Source organism: Mycobacterium sp. (genome assembly GCF_002863225.1).
Taxonomy (GTDB): Bacteria; Actinomycetota; Actinomycetes; order Mycobacteriales; family Mycobacteriaceae; genus Mycobacterium.
Genome location: NZ_PKEK01000098.1, coordinates 1 through 24,434, shown reverse-complemented (window position 1 = coordinate 24,434; position 24,434 = coordinate 1). Strand labels below are relative to the sequence as shown.

Genomic DNA, 24,434 nt, shown 5'->3' with positions numbered 1-24,434 from the left:
CGGTGATGCCGCCGTCTAGTGTTGGCGACGTGAACAGGCGGATTCTGACGCTGATGGTGGCGCTGGTCCCGATCGTCGTCTTCGGTGTGCTGCTCGCCGCGGTGACGGTGCCGTACGTGTCGCTGGGTCCCGGCCCGGCCTTCGACACCCTCGGCGAGGTGGACGGCAAGCAGGTGGTCGAGATCAAAGGGACCACCACCCACCCGACGACCGGCCACCTGGACATGACGACGGTGTCCCAGCGCGACGAGCTCAGCCTGGCCGAGGCGCTGATGCTGTGGCTGTCCGGGCAGGAGCAGCTGATGCCGCGCGACCTCGTCTACCCGCCGGGGCAATCCCGCGACGAGGTCGACAAGGCCAACGACGCCGATTTCAAGGAATCCGAGCACAACGCCGAGTTCGCCGCCCTGGGCTACCTGAAGTACGCCAAGGCGGTCACCATCGTCACCGTTCCCGACCCCGGGCCGTCGGTGGGGAAACTTCAGGCAGGCGATGCCGTGCAGGCTGTCGACGGCAAGCCGGTGGCTGACGTCGAGCAGTTCACCTCGTACCTGAAGACCACCAAACCCGGACAAGAGGTCACCGTCGATTTCCGCCGCAAGAACGCGCCGCCCGGGTCCGCGAAGATCACGCTGGGCCATAACCCCAAGGGTGACTTCGGATTCCTGGGTGTCTCGGTCACCGACGCGCCGTGGGCGCCGTTCGCGGTGGATTTCAACCTGGCCAACGTGGGCGGGCCGTCCGCGGGTCTGATGTTCAGCCTGGCGGTGATCGACAAGCTCACCACCGGTGATCTCGCCGGGTCGAAGTTCGTGGCCGGCACCGGCACGATCAAGCCGGACGGCGAGGTCGGCAAGATCGGCGGGATCGCGCACAAGATGAGCGCCGCCCACGACGCCGGTGCCACGGTGTTTCTGGTGCCGGCCGGAAATTGTTACGAGGCGAACTCCGGGAAGGTGCCCGGCCTGCAATTGATCAAGGTCGACAACCTCGGCGGGGCGGTCGAGGCACTGCACACCGTCCACACCGGCGGACAGCCGCCGAGTTGCTGAGCCGCGCGATCGATCTCGGGGCAGATCTCAAGTGATGCGTAAAGTCGACGACAGGATCGCCGTCGAGACCGAGCAGGGAGCGTAGCTAGTGGGGATGCGGCCCGCCGCCAGAATGCCGAAGCTGACTCGACGCAGTCGGACACTCATCGCGATCGCCCTGACCGTGATCGGGCTGCTGCTGGTCGGCCCCCGGCTGATCGACGCCTATGTCGACTGGCTCTGGTTCGGCGAGCTCGGCTACCGATCGGTGTTCACCACGGTGCTGGCGACCCGGCTGATCGTGTTCGTGACGATCGGGCTGCTGGTCGGCGGCATCGTGTTCGCCGGGCTGGCGTTGGCCTACCGCACCCGGCCGGTGTTCGTCCCGAGTAACGGCAACGATCCGGTGGCGCGCTACCGCACCGCGGTGCTGGCGAGGCTGCGGGTGATCGGGGTCGGCGTCCCGGTCACGATCGGGCTGCTCGCCGGAATCGTCGCGCAGACCTTCTGGGTTCGTATCCAGCTCTTCCTGCACGGCAGCAGCTTCGGTGTCCGCGATCCGCAGTTCGGCAAAGACCTCGGCTTCTACGCCTTCGAGCTGCCGTTCTACCGGCTGGTCCTCAGTTTCCTGTTCGCTGCGGTGCTGCTGGCTCTGGTCGCGAATCTGCTGGCGCACTACATCTTCGGGGGCATCCGGTTGTCCGGGCGCACGGGTGCGCTCAGTCGGTCCGCCCGGATCCAGCTGATCAGCCTGGTCGGAACGCTGGTGCTGCTCAAGGCTATTGCGTACTGGCTGGACCGCTACGAGTTGCTGTCGCATACTCGCGCGGGCAAGCCGTTCACCGGAGCCGGGTACACCGACATCAATGCGGTGCTGCCGGCCAAGCTGATCCTGCTGGCGATTGCGCTGATCTGCGCGGCGGCGGTGTTCTCCGCGGTGGTGCTGCGGGACTTGCGCATTCCGTCCATCGGATTGGTGTTGTTGCTGCTGTCGTCGGTGGTGGTCGGCGCCGCCTGGCCGTTGGTCATCGAGCAGTTCAGCGTCAAACCCAATGCGGCGCAGAAGGAACGCGATTACATCAGCCGGAGCATCGTTGCGACCAGGCAGGCGTACGGTCTGACCGAGGACGTGGTGACCTACCGCGACTACAGCGGTGACGGACGGGCCACGGCTGAGCAGGTGGCCTCGGATCGGGCCACCACCTCCAACATCCGGCTGCTGGACCCCACCATCATCAGCCCCGCGTTCACCCAGTTCCAGCAGGGCAAGAACTTCTACTACTTCCCCGACCAGTTGTCGATCGACCGCTACCGAGACCGCAACGGCAACCTGCGCGATTACGTGGTCGCCGCCCGCGAACTCAATCCGGACCACCTGATCGACAACCAACGGGACTGGATCAACCGGCACACCGTCTTCACCCACGGCAACGGCTTCATCGCGTCGCCGGCCAACACCGTGCGCGGTATTGCCAACGACCCCAACCAAAACGGCGGCTACCCGGAGTTCCTGGCCAGCGTCGTCGGGGCCAACGGCAGCGTGACGTCCAGCGGTCCCGCACCGCTGGATCAGCCGCGGGTCTACTACGGGCCGGTGATCGCCAGTACGCCCGCCGATTACGCGATCGTCGGCAAGAGCGGTGTCGACCGGGAATACGACTACGAGACCAACACCGAGACCAAGAACTACACCTACACCGGGACCGGTGGTGTACCGCTGGGTGGCATCATTTCCCGGAGCGTCTTCGCCGCCAAGTTCGCCGAGCGAAACTTCTTGTTCTCCAACGTGATCGGATCGAACAGCAAGATCCTGTTCAACCGGGACCCGGCCCAGCGGGTGGAGGCGGTGGCGCCGTGGTTGACCACCGACAGCAGCGTCTACCCGGCGATCGTCAACAAGCGGCTGGTGTGGATCATCGACGGCTACACCACGCTGGACAACTATCCCTACTCCGAACTCACGTCCCTGTCGTCCGCGACCGCGGACTCCACCGAAGTGGCGTTCAACCGGCTGGCGCCCGACAAGCAGGTGTCCTACATCCGCAACTCGGTGAAGGCCACGGTCGACGCCTACGACGGCACGGTGACGCTCTACGAGCAGGACGAGCACGATCCCGTGCTGCAGGCGTGGATGAAAGTCTTTCCGGGAACGGTGAAACCGAAGAGCGAGATCAGCACTGAGCTGGCCGCGCATCTGCGCTACCCCGAAGACCTGTTCAAGGTGCAGCGGATGTTGCTGGCCAAGTACCACGTCAACGACCCGGTGACGTTCTTCTCCACATCGGATTTCTGGGACGTGCCGCTGGACCCGAACCCCACTGCTAGCAGCTATCAGCCGCCGTACTACATCGTCGCGAAAAACATTGCCAAAGGCGATGATTCGGCGTCATTCCAGTTGACCAGTGCGATGAACCGGTTCAAGCGCGATTACCTGGCCGCTTACATCAGCGCGAGCTCCGATCCGTCGACCTACGGCAAGATCTCCGTGCTGACCATCCCGGGGCAGGTCAACGGTCCGAAGCTGGCGAACAACGCGATCACCACGGATACCGCTGTGTCCCAAGACCTCGGCGTGATCGGCCGGGACAACCAGAACCGGATCAAGTGGGGCAATCTGCTGACGCTGCCGGTCGCCCAGGGTGGACTGATCTACGTCGAGCCGGTGTATGCCTCGCCCGGCTCCAGTGATGTCGCGTCGTCGTATCCGCGGTTGATCCGGGTGGCGATGATGTACAACGACAAGATCGGCTACGGCCCGACCGTCGGCGACGCGCTGAACGGGTTGTTCGGGCCCGGCGCCAGTGCGACCGCAGCCGGCCCCGCGCCCACCGAATCGGGTCCGGCCGCCGGTTCGCAACCCGGGGGCGTGCCGCCCGCCAACCCGCCGCCGCCGGCCAACGCCGCCGTGCCGCCGCCCAGCGGCGCTGTCAGCCTGTCACCGGCGAAGGCTGGCGCGCTCAAGGACGTCGAGACCGCGATGAGTGCGGCCCGAGACGCGCAGAAGTCGGGAGACTTCGGCGCCTACGGCACCGCGCTACAGCGTCTCGACGACGCGATCAACAAGTACAACGAGGCGAAGTAGAGCTCCGGTACTGGTGAGAGCGCGATTTGGTGGCATCGCGCGCATTCGGTAACCTGATATTCACCCGTCGCGGGGTGGAGCAGCTCGGTAGCTCGCTGGGCTCATAACCCAGAGGTCGCAGGTTCGAATCCTGTCCCCGCTACTAGTAGGAACGGCCCTCGGAGATTACTCCGGGGGCCGTTTACTTGCTTCGTGGACACGCAATTGGACACATTAGCTCTACTAAAAATCTCGATTGCGCTGGGCGCAGCCAGATTCCGGCCGGCCGGGACTATTGGCCCAGGCGGATCGGCCCCAATGTGCGATCGCATCGAGCTCGACACGCAAGTATGACAATAAGTGTAGAAATTCTACAAGCGATGTAACATTCGTTTCATGCTGGCTGACGACGTTGATCCTTTCGCTCAGATTCTCGTCGCCTCCTACCTACGACGAACTGGCCATCGTCGACCGCGGCGGCGCAGTTCTACGCGCGATGCTCGTCCAGGCTGAGAAAGATGTTCTCGACCATGCGTGATGACGCCCCGCTAATGGATTGCTTCGGACCTGCCTAGTCGTCAGCAGGTCCGCTGCGGCGGTTCCCCCGGTTGGCATATACGGGTGGGGGGTATACGATCGCGGTATGTCCGCCCTCCAGTTCGATGCGTTTGTTCCCGGTCAGGCGACCGGGGAGCGTCAGCGCGTGAGGCGCGGCCAAGTGCTCGTTGGTCATCACGCGACCGACGCCCCAGCGCTTCGTCAGGGCCGCAGTGGGATCAGTGGCGGAAATGTCTGATCTAGCTGGTGTGACATCTCGGTCCCGGCGCGTGGTGGCTGCGCTTGCGGTGCTGTGGTTGGCGGGCTGGGCGCTGGCCGTGGGGGCTCACGATGTCGCCGCGCATACGGAGTCGGCGGTTGCACAGCACACGCACGTGATGCTGGACTCGTTGCACGGCGGGTTCACTCTCACCCCGGGTCATCCGCATCTAGACCGAGGCTCGGCGATGCCGCATCCGGAGCGGTTGACGACCGCTGTGATACCTCGGTCATCAACCGTGTTGGGCGCGTTGATGCTGGTGGGTGTCGTCGGGGTAGCTGCCGCGGCGGGGTGGTTGGTGACGTCAGGGGTGTCGCCCGGGCGGGGTCCGCCGGTGGGGCCTGCCGCACTTCTCGCCGGTCAAGATCGTTTGATCCGGTTCTGTTTGTCTCGTCGCTGACTGGTCAGCGTCAGGTCGTTGGGCGACGCCCGCGGCCGGCGATCGCTGACCTCTGTCACGTGCCGCGCGGGGACGCGCGGTCTCGCCAAGAAAGCGACGATTTCTGATGACCGACGTTTTATCTTTCGACAACACCTGTGCTAAGCCGATTTCCGCGCTGCGGGTTGTGCAGCCGCGCGACTGCGGCCAGCCCGCCCCGGCCACGTATGTGCGGCCGGGCGCGATGGTCGGCCACACTCCCGTTTTGCGAGTTGGGGCGCCGTTGGCGCCGGCCGGGCGGGGGTTTTGGGCCAAGTTGGAAGGCTTCAACCCTGGCGGCAGCATGAAAGACCGCCCGGCGATGCACATGATCGAGGCGGCCCGCGCGCGCGGCGAACTGGCGCCCGGGGCCCGCATCGTGGAGTCCACCAGCGGCAGCTTTGGGCTGGGGCTGGCACTGGCCGGGCAGGCCTACGGTCATCCAGTCACGGTGGTGACCGACCCCGGCATGGAGCCGATCGTGCGGCACATGTTGGCCGCCTACGGCGCGCAGGTGGAGCTGGTCGACGCGCCGCACCCGGTGGGCGGCTGGCAACAGGCCCGCAAAGACCGCGTCGCACAATTGCTGGCCGCGCACCCCGGGGCGTGGTGCCCGGATCAATACAGCAACCCCGACAACATCGACGGCTACCGGTCGTTGGCGCTGGAACTTGTGGACCAGATCGGCCGGGTCGACGTGCTGGTGTGCTCAGTGGGCACGGGCGGGCATTCGGCTGGGGTGGCGCGGGTGTTGCGCCACTTCAACCCGCAGATGACGCTGATCGGGGTCGACACCGTCGGCTCCACCATTTTCGGCCAGCCGGTGGCGTCGCGGTTGATGCGCGGACTGGGCTCGAGCATTTATCCCCGCAACATCGACTACGAGGCCTTCGACGAAGTGCACTGGGTGGCGCCCCGCGAGGCGGTGTGGGCGGCGCGCGCCCTGGCGGCCAGCCAGTTCACCAGCGGCGGCTGGAGCGTGGGCGCGGTCGCGTTGGTCGCGGGCTGGGCGGCGCGCACCTACCCCGGTGACGCCCGGATCGCGGCGGTGTTCCCTGACGGGCCCCAACGCTATTTCGACACCATCTACAACGACGACTACTGCCGCCAACACGAGCTGCTGGATTGGCAGCCCGTCGACGAACCGGCGGTCATCACCGACCCCAGCCAGCAGGTAGTGACCTCCTGGACCAGAACGACCACCGTCACCAACCCCGCCTTGGACGTGGCCGCATGAGGGACTTCCTGACACGGTGGCGAAGCTTCGATCGCGCCGCACACGTATTGATGGTCAACCAGTTCGGTATCAACCTGGGTTTCTACCTGCTGATGCCGTATCTGGCCGGGTACCTCGCGGGTCCGCTCGGGCTGGCCGCCTGGGCGATCGGTCTGGTACTGGGAGTACGTAACTTCTCCCAGCAGGGCATGTTCATTGTGGGCGGAACCCTGGCCGACCGGATCGGCTACAAGCCGCTGATCGTGGCCGGCTGCGTGCTGCGCACCGGCGCGTTCGCGATGCTGGTCGTGGCCCACTCCCTACCGGCGATTGTGATCGCCGCCGCGGCCACCGGGTTCGCCGGCGCATTGTTCAACCCGGCGGTGCGGGCCTATTTGGCCGCCGAGGCCGGTGAGCGCCGTGTCGAGGCGTTCGCCATGTTCAACATTTTCTACCAAGCCGGGATCCTGCTGGGCCCACTGGTCGGAATGATGCTGGTGGCCATCGACTTTCGGGTCACCGCCGCCGCCGCGGCGGCGGTGTTCGCCGTCCTGACCGCCGCGCAGCTCGCGGCGCTGCCCCAGCGTGAACGCGAGCCGGAACCGGACACAACCTCGGTTGTCCAGGACTGGCGGATCGTTCTGGGTAACCGGTCGTTCGTGTTGTTCGCAGCCGCGATGATCGGCACGTATGTGTTGACCTTCCAGGTGTATCTGGCTCTGCCGCTACAGGCCGCGGTGCTGGCCCCGGGCGCTCAAACCCGTTTGGTGGCAACCATGTTCGCCGTCTCAGGTCTGATCGCGGTCGCCGGACAGTTACGCATCACCGGCTGGTTCGCCGACCGCTGGGGACCCCGGCGCAGTCTGACCGCCGGGGTGGCCATGGTGGCGGCCTCGTTTTTGCCGCTGGCCGCCGTCCCCGACGGCCAGCGCTTCGGGACGCCGGTCGCGGTGGCCGCCCTGCTGATCTCGGCGGCTCTGCTCGCGATCGGCTCGGCGGCGGTGTTCCCCTTCGAGATGGACACCGTCATCGCCCTGGCCGGAAACCGGCGGGTGGGCACTCACTACGGGTTCTACAACACCATCGTCGGTGCGGGAATCCTGATCGGCAACCTCGCCACCGGAACCGCCTTCGGTGTGGCACTACGAGTCGGTGCCGGCGCGCTGGTATGGGGCGGGCTGACGCTGATCGGCGCCGGCGCCGCATTCGCGCTGTGGCGCCTCAATCGCGCCCACCAGCCCGGCGGCGCGCACGGCGAGCCCGCCGCCGGCGAACCGGTGCTGTCGTCGCCCGCCGGGATCAGGCGGCCGGCGGGGCGGGCCTGCGCACCGGTCGCGAGTCTGCTGGCAACGCGGCCGCACCCCGGGCGCGCCGTTGCGCGGCCCCCGCGGGGTCCGGTCCGCCGAGGCGAATGCGGATGTTCCCTCGCCGCGGGGCCCGGCAACGGCTCGGCGCGAACGACCCGCCCGGCACACCGCGGTGCTGTGACGACATGACTGATCCGCAGACCGCCATACCCGTAGACGGTACGGGTATCACGCGACCGCGAGTCGGGAAGTCGGCCACGCTGTTCAGCGCAAGGACTCATAACGGCTTCAGCTGCGCTGATCACCGTAAAAAGCTCCAGCGGTTCGGACCCGGGCAGCGCGGGGGCGCCGCCACCGCCTTCCGCATACCCCCCATATCTGGGTACTATCGAGGCATCAGAGGACCCGGCCACGCCGGCAGATCGGCGACTGTGCGGACCGCGTGCGCGACAGCGCTGGCGGTGTGTCTGGTGTTGGTCGCTCTGGGCTGCGGGTGGATGCATCTGGCGAGTCTGCCGTTCGGCGCGCCGCAGGCCTCGGCGGCACCGGCGCAGCCCACCCACGGCAGCATCTACGCCCACGACGCGTCCGCGGATCAAGGATTGGCACCCCGATGCTCGAAGTTGCTGGCCACCACCGCGGCAACGGGACAGGCCGTCAACCCGGCCGGCCTCGGCCTGGTGGTCGCGCTGGGCGTCGCCGCAGGTGTGTGGGCCCCTCGCGTGGTGCCCGCTGGCCGTGGGCCGCCCAGGGCGCCACGCTTTGTCCTCGCCGGCCGAGACCTGTTGACTCGGCTCGGTATCTCGCGCCGCTGACCGGCTGACCGCCGGGCTTTCGTCTCACCGTCGTCGCGGTACCACCGCCACCACCGTGGTGCCGCAGTCACCGGCCGCAGCGCGAGCACACTTTTTGCGCGCACCGGCTGCCCGCATGGCGGCGGCGCCGCCGAAGCAGACCCGACCTGCGCGGTGAGCCACGGCCGCACCCGCACCGCCGCCCTGGGTCAGCAAGGACGCAGTGACCGCCCATGACGAACGTGCTGACCCCGCGAGACCACGCTACGCGCGTACCGCCGTCGGTGACCCCCACCCTCTTACTGTCAGTTAAGCCAAGGTGACACAATGGATTTCGCTGCTTTACCGCCGGAGATCAATTCAGCCAGCATGTACGCCGGCCCCGGCGCGGGACCGATGCTGGCCGCCGCCGCGACCTGGGACGGTCTGGCCGAGGACCTGTATTCCACCGCAGCGTCCTACCAAGCGGTGATTTCCGGGCTGACCGGCGGGCCGTGGCTGGGTGCGGCGTCGGCGGCGATGGCGGCCGCGGCGACACCGAACGTGCTGTGGATGACGACCGTCGCTGGCCAAGCCGAACAGACCGCCGTCCAAGCGCGGATGGCGGTGACCGCTTATGAGACCGCGTTCGCGATGACCGTGCCTCCACCGGTGATCGCGGCCAACCGCAGCACCCTGATGGCGCTGATCGCGACCAATGTGTTGGGGCAAAACACCCCGGCGATCGCGGTCACCGAAGCCCTCTACGACGCCATGTGGGCCCAGGACGCCACGGCGATGTACAGCTACGCCGCCAACTCGGCGAGCGCGGCGACATTGCCGACATTCGCTGTGCCGCAACACACCACGAACCCGGTCGGTTTGGTCTACCAGGCCGCTGCAGTCGGCCACGCCACGGGCACCCCGGCCGCGACGAGCGCGCAGACGGCGCTGGCCGAGCTGACCGCTACGACACCGCAGACCCTGCAAACCCTGGCGGCGCCCACCTCGACAGTAACGACGTCGGGACTCGACTCGCTCACCACGCTGCAGCCGGTGATGTCGGCGACCAGTTCGCTGGGATGGATCACCAGTGCGGGACTGTCCAACGCCAACCAGCTCAAGAATTTGTTCCCAGCAGCCAGCACGGCAGCCGCCGCCGCGTTGCCCGCCGCCGCCGGTGGGCTCGCGCCGGCAACCGGCGCGGCGGGCTCGACAAGTCTTGCCGGGCTGGGCTCTGGGGGAACCCAGGCCGCGGCGTCGGCCGCGGTGGGTCGGGCCGGCACGATCGGCCCGCTGTCGGTGCCACAAACCTGGGCCACCGGTGCGGCGCCGATCAGTCCCGCCGGGTCGCTGACGGCGCCCACCCCGAGCGTCTCCTCGCCGGTGGGGCCCGCCGCGCCGGCAAGCATGCTCGGCCCGGTGCCGCTGGCAGCGGGCGCTGGGCGCACCGACCCCAGCCCGGCCAGCGCAACACCGCGATTCGATACCCGTCCCAGCGTCGTTCCGCGGTCCCCGGCCGCCGGATAACACCACCACAAACGTTGCTGCGCACCGGTTTAGCGCAGCGTCACCCCCAGGAGAGAAGACCCCGATGAGGATATGGCCATCACCCGACCCGGCCGCGGCGACAGCCCAGCACACCACCAACCGGCGCCGCCGAACAACGACTTCTGAGCGCGCGGCAGCCTCACGAAGACACACCGGGACGCCGTGTGCGTGGCGCGATCGCCCGAGGCACGCCGTGACCCGTCGCTGCGACCGCGACCCGTACGCGACGTGGGACGCCGCGTACGTGCTCGGCGCACTCTCGGCAGACGATGAGCGTGACTACGAGGCACACCTCAGAAGGTGTCGCCGCTGCCGCGACGTCGTCGACGACCTTCGCGTCATCCCCGCCTGGCTCGCGCTTCTGGATCGCGTCGAGGCCTGCGGCCCGGTGGCGCACAGCCTTGGCGCCGCAGGCCCGCGCAAGCGGCGTCGGTGCCGTAGACCGAGGTTGTGGACGCGGAGGTGAGGCGTCAACCCACCGCGGCGCGCCGTCCGCACGGTCCACGCGCCGGACGCCCCTCGCCGGGGTGTGCCGGGCGAACGCCCCGGACATCGCTGGAGTGCCGCGCACCGTGAGCACGAGGGCCCCGATGTCTTGGACCGCCCACGTCGCACGACTGCACAATCACCGATTAACCGAGGAGACACCACGCTCATGACCCAACGATCCCCACTTTTCGTGCTGGCAGCGTTCGCAACCCTGCTGGCCTTGACGGCATGTGGCAACGCGCCCCATCAGCCCAGCCCGACCGGCTCCGCCACAGCCCCCGCGGGGGCATCGAGTTCGCCGGCGAGCGGGCAGACCCACAACGCCGCGGACGTCACCTTCGCCCAGCAGATGATTCCCCACCACCAACAAGCCATCCAGATGAGCGACATCATCCTCGGCAAACCCGGCATCGACCCGCGCGTCACGCAACTGGCCCACCAGATCAAAGCCGCGCAAGGACCCGAAATCCAGACGATGCAGACCTGGCTGCGCCAATGGGGGCAACCGCTCGCGCCGGCACACGGGACACCGGGAGACGCGATGCCGGGAATGCCGAACCACAGCGGCATGAACGGCATGATGTCCGACGCCGACATGGGCGCCTTACGCAACGCCGACGGCCCCGCCGCCGGCAAGCTGTTCCTGACCCAGATGATCAAGCACCACCGGGGCGCCATCGACGCCGCCCAGGTGGAAATCCGCTCCGGTCACGACGCGCCAGCCGTGACATTGGCGCGCTCCATCGTCAACAGTCAGCAGCAAGAGATCGCCACCATGCAAACCATCGAGGCATCTCTATAGAGGGCATCTGATTCTGGCCCGCACCGTCGGCCGGCGATCAGAGCTGATAACTGCGGCCCTGATCGTCGGCCGGCGTGCTTAAGGCAGGTTCACAAACACGCTTCCCGGCGATAAGCGTTGTCGCGGTGCAGTTCTCGCACGCCCGGAGCTTGAGCAAAAAGCTTCAAAAAACTCCGGCGGCGGCTACCCGCAACGACGCGACGTATCGCCACATGAGCTACTGAGTGATCAGGCCTGCAGCACTGCTTCCATGCCTAGCGTATCCCTGTTCGCTCATCCGGCCGTCGGCGCGCGGCGCGGCGAAGATGCGAGCACATTACGAGCTGCTGATCGCGGCCGCGGCCGCGGCACCGGTCATCACGGTCCGTAGTGCGCAAGGGGCGGCGTCGTAATCGACCGGCCTGGCGGCCGAGGGCACAGTCCGGCGGCAGCCTCACCGATGTTTCACCCTCCTGCCGCCTGACGTGTTCGCCGCGCTCGCCTACGTGGACGGGGCGGCCGCGGTGCACCGAAAGGTGAAGGCCGATGGCTTCACCTGCTCCGCCACAGCGGTCGTCGAGCCCGGCGATACCAACACGCAGCAAATCACTTACAGATTTACGGTGCTGGAAGGTCATCGAACCCATCATGACGTATGGCACATCACCGGGAATCACGGCACTGTCTTGCCGCATAGAAAGATCGCGATGAGCTGGCCAGGGTGGAGAGTGGGTCGGCGGCGGGCGGGCCGACCGACGAGCCAGAGTCGGTGTTCTGCTGGGGCCGAACCAGTCACCGGATGCCAGTTCCGAAACCACGGATTGGTAGCCGCCTGCCGCGCTGTACAGCTCGTCAGCAAGTGCCGCCCCGGCTTGCGCCGCGGCAACCATCGGCGACGACGCCGAACCGGAACACATTCGGCCGAAGTCGGGATCCGGCTGACATAAACCGAATTCCATTGCTGCGCAATCCCGTTATCCTTGTCACGCGGCTCATTGGGCGTACCCCCAAAAGCCGGTGTGCGTTTCAGCGACCCAGCAGGCGGTTCTTCTGCTCGCTGTATTCCTCGTCGGTCAGAATCCCTTCGTCGCGAAGCTTGGTGAACTCGCGCAGCTCGGCCGCGACACCGGTGACCACCTTCCGCGGCGTGGTCTTAGTGGCATCATCAATTGTCTTGCGTTCGAACACGTCTAGCGAGTCCCTGGGCCGGGCCATCACGCCGCCGATGCCGACGCACCCGGCCGTCGCGCGCCCGGCCATTCCTGCCAGCGCCATTTGACTCAGCGTCGTTCCCGATGCGCCCGAGATCGACTCCGCGGCGCCGATCGCTGGCAGCACGGAAAGTGTCACCGCGGAAGGCTTGACCGCCGGTGTGGCGATCGTCCAGCTCGGCGGAACCGACAGCCCGCCGATGTGGTGTGCGTCGGCAAGGCCCGCGGACAATCTGGTCGGCACGGTGCCCTTCGGCAGGTTGAGCAGCGGGGCAGGGAACGGCTTGACCGGAGCCGGACCCTCGCCCGGCCAGGCCTGTTCGCCGTTCCACCCACTGACGATCCGGTCGGTATGACTACCATTCAGCGCGCCGACCATGCCGAAGGGGAGTGCGACAAGCGCGAGGCTACCGAGAGGAATGTCGGCGGTGAATGTTGCGATAGCAGCCGGCAGATCGGCGAACACGGCGATGAGATTACTGATGGTGGTTAGCGGGTCGACCGCGGCTACCGGCGCCGCGGCGGCGCCCTGCAGCGCGGACGGCACGGCCGTGAAAGCCTGCTGAATTGTGCTTTGCACGTTGCCCGCGGCGGAGGCGGCGCCAAGGTCGACCGCAGCCGATTGGCCGGCCGCGCCTATCGGATTGGTGTTGTGTGGTGGCGGAACGAAAGTCGGCAACTGGGTCGCGGTGGCCGAGGACGCCGCGTAGCCGTACATGGCCGCGGCATCTTGCGCCCACATCTGCGAGTATTGCGCTTCATTCGCGGCGATGGCTTGGCTGTTGCGGCCGAACAGGTTGGTCGCGACGAGCGTCGCGAACAGGCTTCGGTTCTCTGCGACCATCGCCGGCGGAACCGTGGCCACGAAGGCCGCCTGGTAGGCCGCGGCCGCCGACTTCGCCTGGGCGCCGGTCTCTTCGGCCTGAGCGGCGACAGCCCGCAGCCAACTCACATACGGGGCGGCCGCGCAAGCCATCGACACCGACGCCGGACCCATCCACGGACCAGACGTCAACCCGGAAACCATCGAAGATACGAATCGGCGATCGCATGAAGTCCGCCGGCCAGGGCGTCCCAGGCTTGACTCGCGGCCAGCATCGGTCCGGCGCCAGCACCGGCATACAGGCGAGCGGAGTTAACCTCCGTTGGGTAATTCCCGAAATCTATCTGCTGCTGCTGCCCTCGACCGTCAGGTGGTGTAGTCGAGGCGGGTCATCATGCCGGCCTCCTGGTGATAGGTGTTGTGGCAGTGCAGCATCCACACGCCGGGGTTATCGGCGAGCAGCTCGACGGTCACTTTCTGACTGGGAAGCACAATGACGGTGTCTTTACGGGCCCCGCGACTGCCGTCGGGTTTGATCACCTGGAAGGTGTGGCCGTGCAGGTGCATCGGGTGCCACATCCGGGCGCCGTCGTTGACGAATGTCAGCGCCACTCGCTGCCCTTGGCCGACGGCCAGCGGCCGGCTCTGGGGGTAGGGCTGACCGTTGATGGTCCAGACGTAGTTGGTCATTGAACCACCCAGATTGGCGGACAGTCGCGTGTCGGGTTTGGCCGATCCAAGATCGACGTCCGGGGTCGCGGTGAACATATCGATCGTGCCCACCCGGGCCTGCAATTCGGGTGGCTGATAACTGGGGTCGGGTGCGTCACCGGCGCCGGTGGACAGGATCGCCCGGGCCAGGGCGTTTTTTCCCTCTGCCAGTGCCACCAACGGAAAGACGCCGTCACCGGCGGTCACCACCGCGTCGTAGCGTTCACCCATGCCGACCAGCAACGCGTCGACGACGGCCGGTTCCACGGGGTAGCCGTCGGTGTGGGTCACGGTCATTGGGTGGCCCGCCAACGCGACCCGGAAGGCGGTGTCGGCACCGGCGTTGATGATCCGCAGCCGAATCCGCTGACCCGGTTTGGCGCCAAACGTGCTCGGCGAAGCCGGGATACGACCATTGATCAGATACAACGGGTAGCTGACGTCGCCGGCGTCACCGCCGAGCAGGGCGCTGGCGCGGGATGCCCGCGGGCCGGGCATCCCTCCCATGCCGGGCATGTCGCCGTTGGGGTCCGGCGGTGAGCGGCGCAAGTCGTCGAAGATCTGTTTCGGGGACCTGGCGACCCCGTCGGACCAGTCGTCGACGACAACGATCCATTCGGCGTCATAGCGTGATGGATCGGCCGGGTCGTCGACAATCACCGGCAGGTACAGGCCGTAGTCGGTGTCCAGACCGGTGTGCGGATGCGCCCAGTAAGTGCCGGAATGGGCGACCGAGAATTGGTAGGTGAAATCGCGGCCCGCGCCGATGTCCGGTGTGGCCGGCGCGGCGCCGTCCATGTCATTGCGCAGGGTGATCCCGTGCCAGTGCACCGAGGTCGAGCGATCGAGCCGGTTGGCGACCGTGACGGCGAGTTCATCGCCGACATTGGCGCGGATCACCGGCCCGGGCACGCTGGCGCCGTAGGCCAGCGTGCGCACGGTCGGGCCGCCCAGGTCGATGGTCGCCGGCTGCGGCGTCAACGATGCGGTGACCGTCCGCCCGCTGCGGGGACGTGCGGCCTCGGCTGCGTTGATCGCGGCGGCGAGGCCGGCGTTCGGGGCGGGGGACCGGTGACAGCCCGCCAGCGTCATCCCCGCGGCGATCGTGGCGGTCACGAATGCTCGCCGGCTCAACACCGTTGATAATGAAGATGATTCGGTCGCGGTCGACACCGGGACAGGTCGCTGGGGAGTCATCGTTGATCGGTGTTCGGTCTGGTCTCATCATCGCCGCATGCCGGTCGGCTTGCCGACGGCTCATCAGGTGCGGGTGTGCACCCGCCGTGAAGGTGCCCGCCGTTGGGACCGTCGTGATGGTGGTGCTGGTCAGCGGAATCGGGTGAACCGCCCATCATCCGAAGCATCGACACTCCGCCGGAGGTGAGAAAGCGGGCCACCAGCGCGGCGGCGATCAGCAGGAAGATGATATTCAGCCAGGTGGTGTAGTTCCACGAGATGCCGGCGCCCATCACGCTCGCATGACGTTGGGTCGGGATGAGACCCGTTGCACCGAAGAGCAATTCGACCAGATATCCGGCGGCCACCATCGCGACGTAGAAGGTGCCGAGCAAGGTGAACATCATTTTCGCACCGTAGTATTTGCGGTAAATATTCAAGATCGGCAAGATCAGAAGGTCGGCGAACACGAACGCGATGACCCCGCCGAAGCTGATGCCACCGTTCCACAGCACCGCCGCCAGCGGCACGTTGCCGATCGAGCATACAAACGACGCGATGGCGACCAACGGGCCCACGATCGGCCCCCACAGCGCGGAGATCACCGGATGTTGGGTGAAAAAGAAGCTCTGCCAAAAGGATTCAGGCACCCATGCTGCAATGGCGCCGGCGATCAACAACCCCAGCACGAGGTCGCGCACGATCGCAGCCCATTCCATCACGAAAATATGCGAAATCGCGGTGAAACCTTGCCTGGAACCGATGCGGCGCCACACCGTGTCCGGGCCCGCGACCGACATGTCCATCGCGGCGTGGCCTTCCATCGAACCGGCGAGCCCGAGGCCGGCCTGCTTGGCGGCGGCGTCGATCAATCGGGAGCGCACACACAGCCGGAACAGCACCGCGAGAACGACAATCATCAATGGCCCGCCGACGAATTCGGCGGCGGTGAACTGCCAGCCCATCAGCAACGCCATGATGATGCCCAGTTCGACAACGAGATTGGTGGACCCGATCTCAAAAGCCATGGCAGCGGTGAAGTTCGCGCCTTTGCGGAACAGCGATCGGGCCAACGCGACCGCGGCATATGAGCACGACGAGGATGCCGCGCCGAGCACTGTGGCGACCGCGAGGGTGCGCGGTCGGTCATCGCCGAGCAACGCCACGATCGTCGAGCGCCGCACCGCGGCCTGCACCACCGCCGACAGCCCGAAACCCAGGATCAGCGCCCACAGGATCTCCCATGTCATCGCGCCCGCCAGCACCAACGCATGCCCGATCGCACCCACCTGGATCACCCTTCCTTCGCCGTGTTCGCTGTCACCAGCGCGACCAACCTATACCCCCATGGGGTATCGAGTCAACGAGGGAGCGACCTGTGCACGCGGGCGACTCGGGCCGCAGACGGCCGCGATCGTGAGCACGCTGGCCGGCGCGAACCGCGTATGGCGCGGGCAGCGCGGCAGCGGATTCGGCGGCGCGCTCACGCATACCCAGCCGGGGTATCCTCAGCTAGACTCGCCCCATGGCGAGCGCACCGGGCTACACAGGCGGCAAGAGCAACTATGCCGCGCGGCTCAACCGTGTCGAGGGCCAAGTGCGCGGGATCGCGAAAATGATCGACGAGGATAAGTACTGCATCGACGTCCTCACCCAGATCAACGCCGTGAGCAGTGCCCTGCGGTCGGTGGCGCTGACTCTCCTCGATGATCACCTCGGGCACTGTCTCACTGAGGCGGTCGGCGACGCCGAACAGGACGCGCAGGCGAAACTCGCCGAGGCCTCAGCAGCGATCGCCCGCCTCGTTCGCTCCTAGTCACGACAGCGGGGCGGCGACCCGTCCCTGCGGCGGCTCCATGACAGTCAAAGACTGCGGTCACCGGCAACATGTCCCACCAGGGGCACCAATTGCGCTGCGGCGCCTGACATCACGCCATGTGGTGGTTACTTTGTGGTGCGCACCTCGGTGGCGTCGTGAAGACCAGTTTCGCGATCGGTGGGCCACGCGATGTGCTGGGTCTGCACTCCGTCCCGGCAGACGAAGTAGGCGTTGGTGTCCAACGGGTCTGGAAGGTAGTGCACTTCGAGGTCGCTCGGGCAGATGACGCTGTGCGCCGCAGGTGGTGGTGGCGCCGTTTGCGCCTGAGCCGCAGCGGCGCTGAATACGGTGATCAGGCCGACGCCGGTGGCGACGAGACCGCCGGCGGCGGCTTTTCTGGTGGGACTCATGATCGTCCTCATTCTGTCGATGGATTAGCGGTTGTGACGTCGATGCGGCGCGGCAGTACGCCGTTGGCGTGGGCGCGGACAAGGCTTCCGCGTCGCGGATCGGCTTCGTCGTTGGGCATCGCCTCCACACCAGATACTATACCCCCGTAGGGTATACGTACCTAGGGTTTGAGGATGGGTAAATGGACCGGGGAAGGGTCGCGTCGTGGTCGCTAGCTGGGATCGGCGGACCCAACAACAGGGTCGCGGCGCACGGCCGCGGATCAGGTTTAGGGGCTGTTATCAGCTGCGGCGGCCAGGTCGCGGCGGAAGCGTCGCCACAGCAGGACGGCGGTGGTGGCGAAGCCGGCGCTGAGCCCCAGCCAGATGCCCGGTCCGCGGAGGTGCGCGGGGTAGGCGAACAGGAGCATGGCCGGTAGGCCCACCGCCCAGTAGCCGATGGATGTTGCCCGCAAGCTGTAGCGGGTGTTGCCGACTCCACGCAGCAGACCCACGGCGATGTTCTGCGTGAAATCCACCAGTTGCTGCAGGATGGCAAAGAGCAGGAAAATCCTGGCCACCGACATCGTGGTGGCGTCGGCCGGCCCAAGGAATGGGCGCAACACCCAGCTCGGTACGGCCACATAAATCAGCCCCAGCAGCGCGGTGGTGGCCGCGCCCAAGGCGATCGCTGCGGTGGCAATACGGTGCGCGTCGCGGATGTCATGTCGACCGATCGCGCGGCTGACGAGAATCGACGACCCGTGCGACAGGCCGATGCTGACCTGAAAAGCGATGCGGGTTAGTTGGGTCACCACATTGTGGGCCGCCAGGGCGACCGGCCCGAACGCGCCCATGATGACCGCCGCCAGTGAGGTGATGCCGGCCTCAGAGCCGTAGGTCACCGAGATCGGCCAGCCCAGGCGCAGGATCTGGCGCACGGTCGCGGAATCAGCGTGCCATAGGTTCACCGACAGATACGGCGCCAGCCGCGTATCGCGGCGCACGACGGTGTAGAAGGCGGCGGCGGTGAGGATTTGCACCATCGTGGTGGCCAGCCCGACACCGGCCAAACCGAGCTTCGGCGCACCGAACAGCCCGTAGACGAACGCGAAATCGAGGGCCGCGTTCAGCGCGATCGAGGCGATGGACACCGTGAGCAGAGGCCCGGGACGGCGCATGCCGACGCTGAATTGGCGAAGTACGTTGAGCCAGACCATCGGTACCAGGCCAGGGGCAAGGGTGATGATCATCGGTCGCGCGCGCGCCATCACCTCTGCGTCGACCCCGACCAGAGGTAACACGTAGCTCGCGGCGATCAACACGGCGGCCAGCAGGGCGGCGGTCACGGTGGCCAGCAGACACCCCGAGCGGGTCGTTGCCCGGATCTCCTCACCCGCGACTGCGTCGGGGCTATCGGAGGCCGAGCGTGTTTCGCCGCGACCGGCTGCGCCGGCGACGAGGTTGCCCACCGCGGTCACCACCCCAACGCACATCGTGCGGAAAAGGTTGTACAGCACCGCCGCCAGCCCGCCCGCGGCGATGGCCTGCACCCCAATGAGGCCCATGATCGCCATGTCGGTGGTGGTCAATGCGACCTGGGCGAACTGGACACCGGCGATGGGGGCGGCCAGGGCGATCAGTTGTCGGCTGCTGCCGGCCAGCTGGGACGCGCGCCGGTGGTCTGTGCGGCGGCCGTGGCTCACGGGTGTGGGCTGCTGCGGTCGAGGCGCCACCGAAACCGGCTGGCGGCGTCGGTGAGCACAATTTTCGGAGGTAGCGGCACGTCATGGAAGGCCGATTCGTTCTTATCCATCTGATAGCCCGCGGTGTTGGGGTAGATCAGCAGATCGCCGGGCCGTGGTTCGCGCGTGAAATTGATTTTGCGCCAGCTGATCATGTCGTATTCCAGACAGCTGGCGCCGGCAACGCAGCTGCGGACCTCAACGGGTGTGGTTGAGTCGTGGTCCGGCCACAGCGCGGGGTCGGGCAGGAATTCGCTGGACTTCCACTGCTCGGACAGGCTCATGCTCAGTCCGGCGACGGTGGTGATGCCGTAGTCGCCGCGCCGCCTGAAGCCCTGGACGGGAAAGACGGTCACGCCGGCTCCGTCGAGCAGTGCGCGGCCGGGTTCGATCAACAGCGTGGTCCGTGTCTGGGCGAGTTTGTCACCCAGGGCCTTATGCCCCGACGCGGTGGGGCTGGCAAGGATCGCCGCCAGCATGTCGGCCCCGGTGACCGACTGGTGGTAGGGGTAGAAGTGGGTGAAGGTTTTACCGGTGTGGAAATCTGTGTCGCGGTGCTCGTGCTGAAACCGGGTCCAGGTCGTAGCGTCAAGGTAGCTGACGGCGAACCCCCCACCGATGGACAACGATGTGGCGGGCAGGCCCAACGTGCGGCATTCGAGCAGAAGATCAATCAGCTGGTCGGCAAGCCGGGCTCGCGGCGCAACCTCGTATCCGTTGAGGTGGAAGGAAAATCCTTGCATCAGCACTCGAGGACTCGCGTCACGGCAGTTGATCACTGCGGTGTGCAGCTCCGCGAGGGACAGGCCGAATCGGCTGTCGGGATTGACGTCCGGGCACACCCGCAGCAGGATCCGCGCAGGCAACCCGGCGCGCCCGAGCGCGATCACCCGGTCGAGCTCGTCGAGGGCGTCCACGGCGACCAACGCGCCATGGCGGGCCGCCAACCATAACAGTTCATCGCTCTTGGCGGGGCCGGTGACCACGATATCGGCGCCGCGCACACCGTGGCCGAGCGCTCCAGTGAGTTCGGGGACGCTGGCGACGTCGACACCGGCACCTTCCTGCGCGCATTCGCGCAGCCAGCACAGCGCTTTGTTGGCTTTCTTGGCGAAATACACCTGACCGGAGATTCCGGCGGCAGCGATCACTCCGGTGAAGGCGCGCAGGTTCCGGGCGAAACGCGGCGGGTAGAGCACGTGGAACGGCCCGCCCACCGCGTGGTGGATGTCGCCCAGCAAGTGGGGGTCGGCTCGCAGTCCACGACACCACTGCGGCTCAAACGCCGGTAAGGACACCGTGTGGCGGGTCAGCTCCACAAGTGGATCTCCTGCCCGAGCCCACGGGCGATGGCCTGGGTGGCCAGCGCATGGGCTACCGGGATGTCGGTGATCGCCATGCCGCTGTTGAACACGAACACCCGATCGGATTCCTCGCGGCGGCCCGGCGCGGTCCCCGCCAAGATCTGCGGCAGCTCGGCATCCAGAATTAACGCGCCGTCGTCGCTGACGAAGCGCCGACCGGTGACCGCCAGCTGACCAGCGCTGGTCGCCACCGCGTAGTCAGCGTCGCGTAGCGACGAGGGATGGACCCCGGTTCCGTTCACCGAGATGAACAGCGAGCCCGGTTTGAGCCAGCTGGTCCGCAGTTTGACGGCGGTGGCCGGCCCCGCCGACGTCGCCACCAGGATGTCGGATTCACCCGCGGCATGTTCGGGGTCGCTCACCACCTCGATGTCGCGGCCGGGGTGCTGCTCGCGCACATAGGCGACCACCGAGGCGATCCCGTCGGCGTGGGTGGCGAACAACAGTAACCGGTCCAGATCAGGCAGCGCCGCCAGCAGGAACGGGAATGTCTCGCGAGCTTGAGCGCCCGAGCCGCTGACCATCGCGGTGCGCGCCCCCTCGCGGGCGCACGAACCGGCGATTAGCGCGGTGCTGGCGGCGGTGCGCAGCGTCGTGACCCGCGTGCAGTCCATGAACGCGATCGGCGTTCCGGACCGGTCGTCGTATAAGACGATGGTGATGTATTCCTTTTTCCCGTCATCGTTTTGCATGTAATAGTCCTTGAACGCCGTCACCTGCAGCCCGCCGTCGTAGCCGGGCATGGCGTAGGCGGCGGAGTCGCGGTGCGGGGAGCGCATCATGATTTTCGCCGGCGCCACTGACGAGCCCTGCGCGACCCTGAGATAGGCCCCGCGGACCGCCTCGATGACGTCGCGCGGGCACAACGGGATGTCGGCGAGATCGCTGCGGGTCAGCACCGGCAACGCCACTCCCTCGCGGGAGGCGATGTGCTGGACCGGCTGGCTTGCTGCAGGATTCGTCACTTTAAAGTCCAATCTGTTGATGTCGTGATCGTCGGTGCGGCCAGTGGCGGTCGTCGGCCTTGCGGTCGCCAGCTCATGCCAGCCGCGGGTGTTCTAGGCGGAGAGGGGGTGCGACCGGGTGTGCCGGCCCGGCGTCGACGGCCTGTCGTTTGCAGCCGCGGGAGCCGACGCCGTGGGGTCGGCCACGGTGGTGCAGCGCGTCCAGCGTTGCACGACGGTGTCGGTGGGCGCGCCGATCTGCTCGGGGGGTTCGGGTGGCGTGTCGGTGAGCAGGCTGTGCTGGCGGCAGTAGTCGTCGTTGTAGATGGTGTCGAAGTAGCGTTGCGGCCCGTCGGGGAACACGGCGGCGATCGTGGTGCCGGGCGCATAATTGCGTGCCGCCCAGCCCGCGACCAATGCGACCGCTCCCCCGCTCCAGCCGCTGCTGGTGTAGTGCGTGGCGGCCAGCGTGCGGCAGGCCCAGACGGCTTCTGCGGGGGCGACCCAGTGGACTTCGCTGAATGCGCCGTAGTCGACATTGCGGGGATAGATGCTCGACCCCAGGCCGCGCATCAGCCGCGTGCCGGCGGGCTGACCGAAGATCGTCGAGCCGACGGTGTCCACCCCAATCAGCCTGAGGTCGGGATTGGCGCGTCGCAGCACCCGGGCGATGCCGGCCGAGTGACCGCCGGTGCCCACCGAGCAGACCAACACGTCGACCTCGCCGAGTTGCTCGAGCAGCTCCTCGGCCAGCGGCCGGTAGGCGTCGACGTTGTCGGGGTTGTTGTACTGGTCGGGATTCCACGCCGTGGGCGCCGCTGTCATCAGCTCAGCGACGCGGTCTTTGCGGGCCTGCTGCCAGCCCCCGACCGGGTGGGGTTCGTCCACGACGTCGACGGTGGCGCCGTTGGCTGCCAGCATCTGCCGGATGATCGGTTCCAGGCCGGGATCGGTGACCAACGTGACGGGGTGATGATAGGCCATCCCGGCCAGCGCTAGCCCCAATCCTAGTGTGCCGCTGGTGGATTCGATGATCGGCGCGCCTGGTAGAAGATCTCCGCGCAATCGCGCGCGTTCGACCATATGCATGGCCGGCCGGTCTTTCATTCCCCCGGGGTTGGCGCCCTCCAGTTTGGCCCAGAATCCGCGCTGGCCCGAAGCGAACGGTTCGGAGACCCACAGCACCGGGGTGTTGCCGACCATGGCGCCGATCCGGCGGTACTTGTCGGGCGCATGCCGGCGCTGGGGGAGCGCGGCGCGCGTCTGCGCAGGCATGGCGGGCCCGCGCTGCAGCGCGGTGTGGTGCGGAGTGTGCGCGAGCGCGCTGGTGATAGGCAGAACGTGGTTCATGAATTCCTCGCTGGGCACGTGGCCACGACGAAGCCGTGACCGCCGACAGAGACAGCGGGCTCTGGCCGTCGTGACAGCGCACAACGGCCTGGCGCTGACTAGTCAGCGGCGGGCGAGGCAGAACCTGGTCAGCAGAGATCGACCACTCATGGCATACAAAGGTCTGCGCGGGGGATCGCGACCGGCCCACGTCCACGACGACAAGGCGGCGGCGGCCACGCCGATAACGGTGATCACGGCACCGACACCGGCCGCGACTCCGGTGCCGAGATGATGGGGCCGCACCGCGTTGGTCAATTGCTCAGGATGATGCGAAGCGGCCGACCCACCCAGCAGGAAGGAGTGACGGCCGCCGACGGCGCTGACATGTCCGGTCGTGGTCAGCCCGGCATGCGCGATGCCGTGCCCATGGTGATGCTCGCCGTGCTCGCTGTGCTCGCCGTGGTGGGCGCCGATACCGATGATCGCGAATACCATCGCCGCGACGGCAATTCCGGCGATCAGCGACCGCGGGGCGCGGGATCGAGCGACTAACGCCGACCCGCCGCGGTGCATCTGCACGGCGCGGCGATCCAGGATCGCTGAGCTACCCACAGCCGTCACTCTATACCCCGTACCGGTATGGGGCGAGGTGTGGCGGTCACGCGGCGGTACCGGATTGATGTCGTTGCACCGACGGGCGCCGTGCTGCGGAATCGGCGCAGCCGCAGGCTGTTGGCGACCACACATGCACTCGACAGCGCCATCGCGGCCCCGGCCAGCATGGGATTGAGCATGCCCAGGGCCGCGGCGGGGAGCGCTGCCGCGTTGTAGGCGAATGCCCAGAACAGGTTGGCCCGGATCGTCGTTAATGTCTTGCGGGACAGCCGGATCGCGTCGACGGCGCTGCACAGGTCTCCGCGTATCAGGGTGATGTCTGCGGCCTCGATCGCGGCGTCGGTGCCGGTGCCGATCGCCAACCCGAGGTCGGCGTGCGCGAGCGCGGGGGCGTCGTTGACGCCATCGCCGATCATCGCCACGGTCTTACCGGCCGCCTGCAACCCGGCCACCACCTCGACCTTGTCCTGTGGCAAGACCTCGGCGATCACCTCATCGATGCCGACCTGCGCTGCGATCTGGCGGGCGACGACGGTGTTGTCACCGGTGAGCAATATGGGTGTGAGCCCGAGGTGACGCAGCTGGGCAATCGCTGCGGCGCTGGTGGCTTTGACCTCATCGGCGACCACCAAGACAGCGCGGGCCTGCCCATCCCAGCCGACGGCGACCGCCGTCTTGCCCTGGCTCTCCGCGTGAATCTTGGCCCGGGTGAGGTGGTCGCTGAGGTGGTGAGACCGTGCCGCCAGCAGCGACGGCTGGCCGACGATGACGGTGTGCCCGTCGACGACGCCGTGCACACCGTGGCCGTCGATGCTCGCGAAGTGTTCCGGCAGGGGTAGCGATCCGAGGTGCCCAGCGGCC

The 24,434-nt window shown here is 67.1% G+C and carries 20 protein-coding genes, 1 tRNA gene and 2 pseudogenes; 11 read left to right on the top strand and 12 right to left on the bottom strand.

Annotation, left to right across the window (positions count from 1 at the left end; genetic code table 11):
• Positions 1 to 29 precede the first annotated feature (29 nt).
• The 10 genes from CYU59_RS26185 to CYU59_RS26140 all read left to right on the top strand — a co-directional run bounded on the left by CYU59_RS26185 (position 30) and on the right by CYU59_RS26140 (position 11,465).
• The gene (locus tag CYU59_RS26185) at positions 30 to 1,052 is read left to right on the top strand and encodes a PDZ domain-containing protein (protein ID WP_293004195.1); all 1,023 of its coding nucleotides are present in this window, start codon (positions 30 to 32) and stop codon (positions 1,050 to 1,052) included.
• Positions 1,053 to 1,140: 88 nt separating this feature from the next.
• Entirely contained in the window at positions 1,141 to 4,113 is a 2,973-nt protein-coding gene (locus CYU59_RS26180; protein WP_293004194.1) for a UPF0182 family protein, read from the top strand.
• 68 nt (positions 4,114 to 4,181) lie between these two features.
• A tRNA-Met gene (locus CYU59_RS26175) sits at positions 4,182 to 4,255 on the top strand.
• 625 nt (positions 4,256 to 4,880) lie between these two features.
• The gene (locus CYU59_RS26170; RefSeq protein WP_293004193.1) at positions 4,881 to 5,309 is read left to right on the top strand and encodes a hypothetical protein; all 429 of its coding nucleotides are present in this window, start codon (positions 4,881 to 4,883) and stop codon (positions 5,307 to 5,309) included.
• Positions 5,310 to 5,415: 106 nt separating this feature from the next.
• Complete coding sequence (locus CYU59_RS26165; protein WP_293004192.1) at positions 5,416 to 6,564, top strand: PLP-dependent cysteine synthase family protein; 1,149 nt, start codon at positions 5,416 to 5,418, stop codon at positions 6,562 to 6,564.
• Entirely contained in the window at positions 6,561 to 8,039 is a 1,479-nt protein-coding gene (locus tag CYU59_RS26160; protein WP_293004191.1) for an MFS transporter, read from the top strand. The genes CYU59_RS26165 and CYU59_RS26160 overlap by 4 nt, the downstream gene beginning before the upstream one ends.
• A 281-nt stretch (positions 8,040 to 8,320) precedes the next feature.
• Positions 8,321 to 8,665 (top strand): hypothetical protein, encoded by a 345-nt coding sequence (locus CYU59_RS26155; RefSeq protein ID WP_293004190.1) that lies wholly within the window; start codon positions 8,321 to 8,323, stop codon positions 8,663 to 8,665.
• Positions 8,666 to 8,971: 306 nt separating this feature from the next.
• Positions 8,972 to 10,153, top strand: a complete 1,182-nt coding sequence (locus tag CYU59_RS26150; RefSeq protein WP_293004189.1) for a PPE family protein — start codon at positions 8,972 to 8,974, stop codon at positions 10,151 to 10,153.
• A gap of 64 nt (positions 10,154 to 10,217) precedes the next feature.
• The gene (locus CYU59_RS26145) at positions 10,218 to 10,640 is read left to right on the top strand and encodes a zf-HC2 domain-containing protein (protein WP_293004188.1); all 423 of its coding nucleotides are present in this window, start codon (positions 10,218 to 10,220) and stop codon (positions 10,638 to 10,640) included.
• Between the two features lie 189 nt (positions 10,641 to 10,829).
• Entirely contained in the window at positions 10,830 to 11,465 is a 636-nt protein-coding gene (locus CYU59_RS26140; RefSeq protein ID WP_293004187.1) for a DUF305 domain-containing protein, read from the top strand.
• Between the two features lie 254 nt (positions 11,466 to 11,719).
• Here the strand turns inward: CYU59_RS26140 and CYU59_RS29115 are convergent, their stop codons facing one another.
• The 5 genes and pseudogenes from CYU59_RS29115 to CYU59_RS26125 form a co-directional block, all read right to left on the bottom strand.
• Positions 11,720 to 12,403: a PPE domain-containing protein gene (locus CYU59_RS29115; protein WP_363115343.1), complete on the bottom strand. Its 684-nt coding sequence runs from the start codon at positions 12,401 to 12,403 to the stop codon at positions 11,720 to 11,722.
• Between the two features lie 67 nt (positions 12,404 to 12,470).
• Positions 12,471 to 13,034: a hypothetical protein gene (locus tag CYU59_RS29110; protein ID WP_363115352.1), complete on the bottom strand. Its 564-nt coding sequence runs from the start codon at positions 13,032 to 13,034 to the stop codon at positions 12,471 to 12,473.
• 366 nt (positions 13,035 to 13,400) lie between these two features.
• A pseudogene (locus CYU59_RS29105) lies at positions 13,401 to 13,753 on the bottom strand (PPE family protein); the annotation flags it as partial.
• A 91-nt stretch (positions 13,754 to 13,844) separates the two neighbouring features.
• Positions 13,845 to 15,281, bottom strand: a complete 1,437-nt coding sequence (locus CYU59_RS26130) for a multicopper oxidase family protein (RefSeq protein ID WP_293004224.1) — start codon at positions 15,279 to 15,281, stop codon at positions 13,845 to 13,847.
• A gap of 239 nt (positions 15,282 to 15,520) precedes the next feature.
• Positions 15,521 to 16,663, bottom strand: a pseudogene (locus tag CYU59_RS26125) (permease); the annotation flags it as partial.
• A gap of 227 nt (positions 16,664 to 16,890) precedes the next feature.
• On the opposite strand from CYU59_RS26125, the gene CYU59_RS26120 reads away from it, so the two are divergent.
• On the top strand, positions 16,891 to 17,181 hold the full coding sequence (locus tag CYU59_RS26120; protein ID WP_293004186.1) for a metal-sensitive transcriptional regulator: 291 nt from the start codon (positions 16,891 to 16,893) through the stop codon (positions 17,179 to 17,181).
• A 128-nt stretch (positions 17,182 to 17,309) separates the two neighbouring features.
• Here CYU59_RS26120 and CYU59_RS26115 read toward each other — a convergent pair whose 3' ends face one another.
• From CYU59_RS26115 to CYU59_RS26085, 7 genes are all read right to left on the bottom strand, one after another.
• Positions 17,310 to 17,594, bottom strand: a complete 285-nt coding sequence (locus tag CYU59_RS26115; protein WP_293004185.1) for a hypothetical protein — start codon at positions 17,592 to 17,594, stop codon at positions 17,310 to 17,312.
• Between the two features lie 269 nt (positions 17,595 to 17,863).
• A complete protein-coding gene (locus CYU59_RS26110; protein WP_293004184.1) occupies positions 17,864 to 19,279 on the bottom strand; it encodes an MATE family efflux transporter in 1,416 nt (471 codons plus the stop codon).
• Positions 19,276 to 20,637: a Y4yA family PLP-dependent enzyme gene (locus CYU59_RS26105; RefSeq protein WP_293004183.1), complete on the bottom strand. Its 1,362-nt coding sequence runs from the start codon at positions 20,635 to 20,637 to the stop codon at positions 19,276 to 19,278. Before CYU59_RS26105 ends, CYU59_RS26110 begins: the two co-directional genes overlap by 4 nt.
• Positions 20,628 to 21,647: an ornithine cyclodeaminase gene (locus tag CYU59_RS26100; RefSeq protein ID WP_363115339.1), complete on the bottom strand. Its 1,020-nt coding sequence runs from the start codon at positions 21,645 to 21,647 to the stop codon at positions 20,628 to 20,630. Before CYU59_RS26100 ends, CYU59_RS26105 begins: the two co-directional genes overlap by 10 nt.
• Before the next feature lie 93 nt (positions 21,648 to 21,740).
• A complete protein-coding gene (locus tag CYU59_RS26095) occupies positions 21,741 to 22,829 on the bottom strand; it encodes a PLP-dependent cysteine synthase family protein (protein ID WP_293004222.1) in 1,089 nt (362 codons plus the stop codon).
• 249 nt (positions 22,830 to 23,078) lie between these two features.
• A complete protein-coding gene (locus tag CYU59_RS26090) occupies positions 23,079 to 23,570 on the bottom strand; it encodes a hypothetical protein (protein ID WP_293004182.1) in 492 nt (163 codons plus the stop codon).
• A 5-nt stretch (positions 23,571 to 23,575) separates the two neighbouring features.
• A partial coding sequence (locus CYU59_RS26085; protein WP_293004181.1) for an HAD-IC family P-type ATPase occupies positions 23,576 to 24,434 on the bottom strand: 859 nt, incomplete at its 5' end.

Coding starts and splice junctions, on each gene's coding strand:
- CYU59_RS26130 (WP_293004224.1), bottom strand. CDS start 15,281: ATGACGCTGGCGGGCTGTCACCGGTCCCCCGCCCCGAACGCCGGCCTC.
- CYU59_RS26170 (WP_293004193.1), top strand. CDS start 4,881: ATGTCTGATCTAGCTGGTGTGACATCTCGGTCCCGGCGCGTGGTGGCT.
- CYU59_RS26095 (WP_293004222.1), bottom strand. CDS start 22,829: ATGGTCGGCAACACCCCGGTGCTGTGGGTCTCCGAACCGTTCGCTTCG.
- CYU59_RS26165 (WP_293004192.1), top strand. CDS start 5,416: ATGACCGACGTTTTATCTTTCGACAACACCTGTGCTAAGCCGATTTCC.
- CYU59_RS26150 (WP_293004189.1), top strand. CDS start 8,972: ATGGATTTCGCTGCTTTACCGCCGGAGATCAATTCAGCCAGCATGTAC.
- CYU59_RS29110 (WP_363115352.1), bottom strand. CDS start 13,034: ATGGTCGGCGCGCTGAATGGTAGTCATACCGACCGGATCGTCAGTGGG.
- CYU59_RS26120 (WP_293004186.1), top strand. CDS start 16,891: ATGGCGAGCGCACCGGGCTACACAGGCGGCAAGAGCAACTATGCCGCG.
- CYU59_RS26145 (WP_293004188.1), top strand. CDS start 10,218: ATGAGGATATGGCCATCACCCGACCCGGCCGCGGCGACAGCCCAGCAC.
- CYU59_RS26115 (WP_293004185.1), bottom strand. CDS start 17,594: ATGAGTCCCACCAGAAAAGCCGCCGCCGGCGGTCTCGTCGCCACCGGC.
- CYU59_RS29115 (WP_363115343.1), bottom strand. CDS start 12,403: ATGGAATTCGGTTTATGTCAGCCGGATCCCGACTTCGGCCGAATGTGT.
- CYU59_RS26160 (WP_293004191.1), top strand. CDS start 6,561: ATGAGGGACTTCCTGACACGGTGGCGAAGCTTCGATCGCGCCGCACAC.
- CYU59_RS26140 (WP_293004187.1), top strand. CDS start 10,830: ATGACCCAACGATCCCCACTTTTCGTGCTGGCAGCGTTCGCAACCCTG.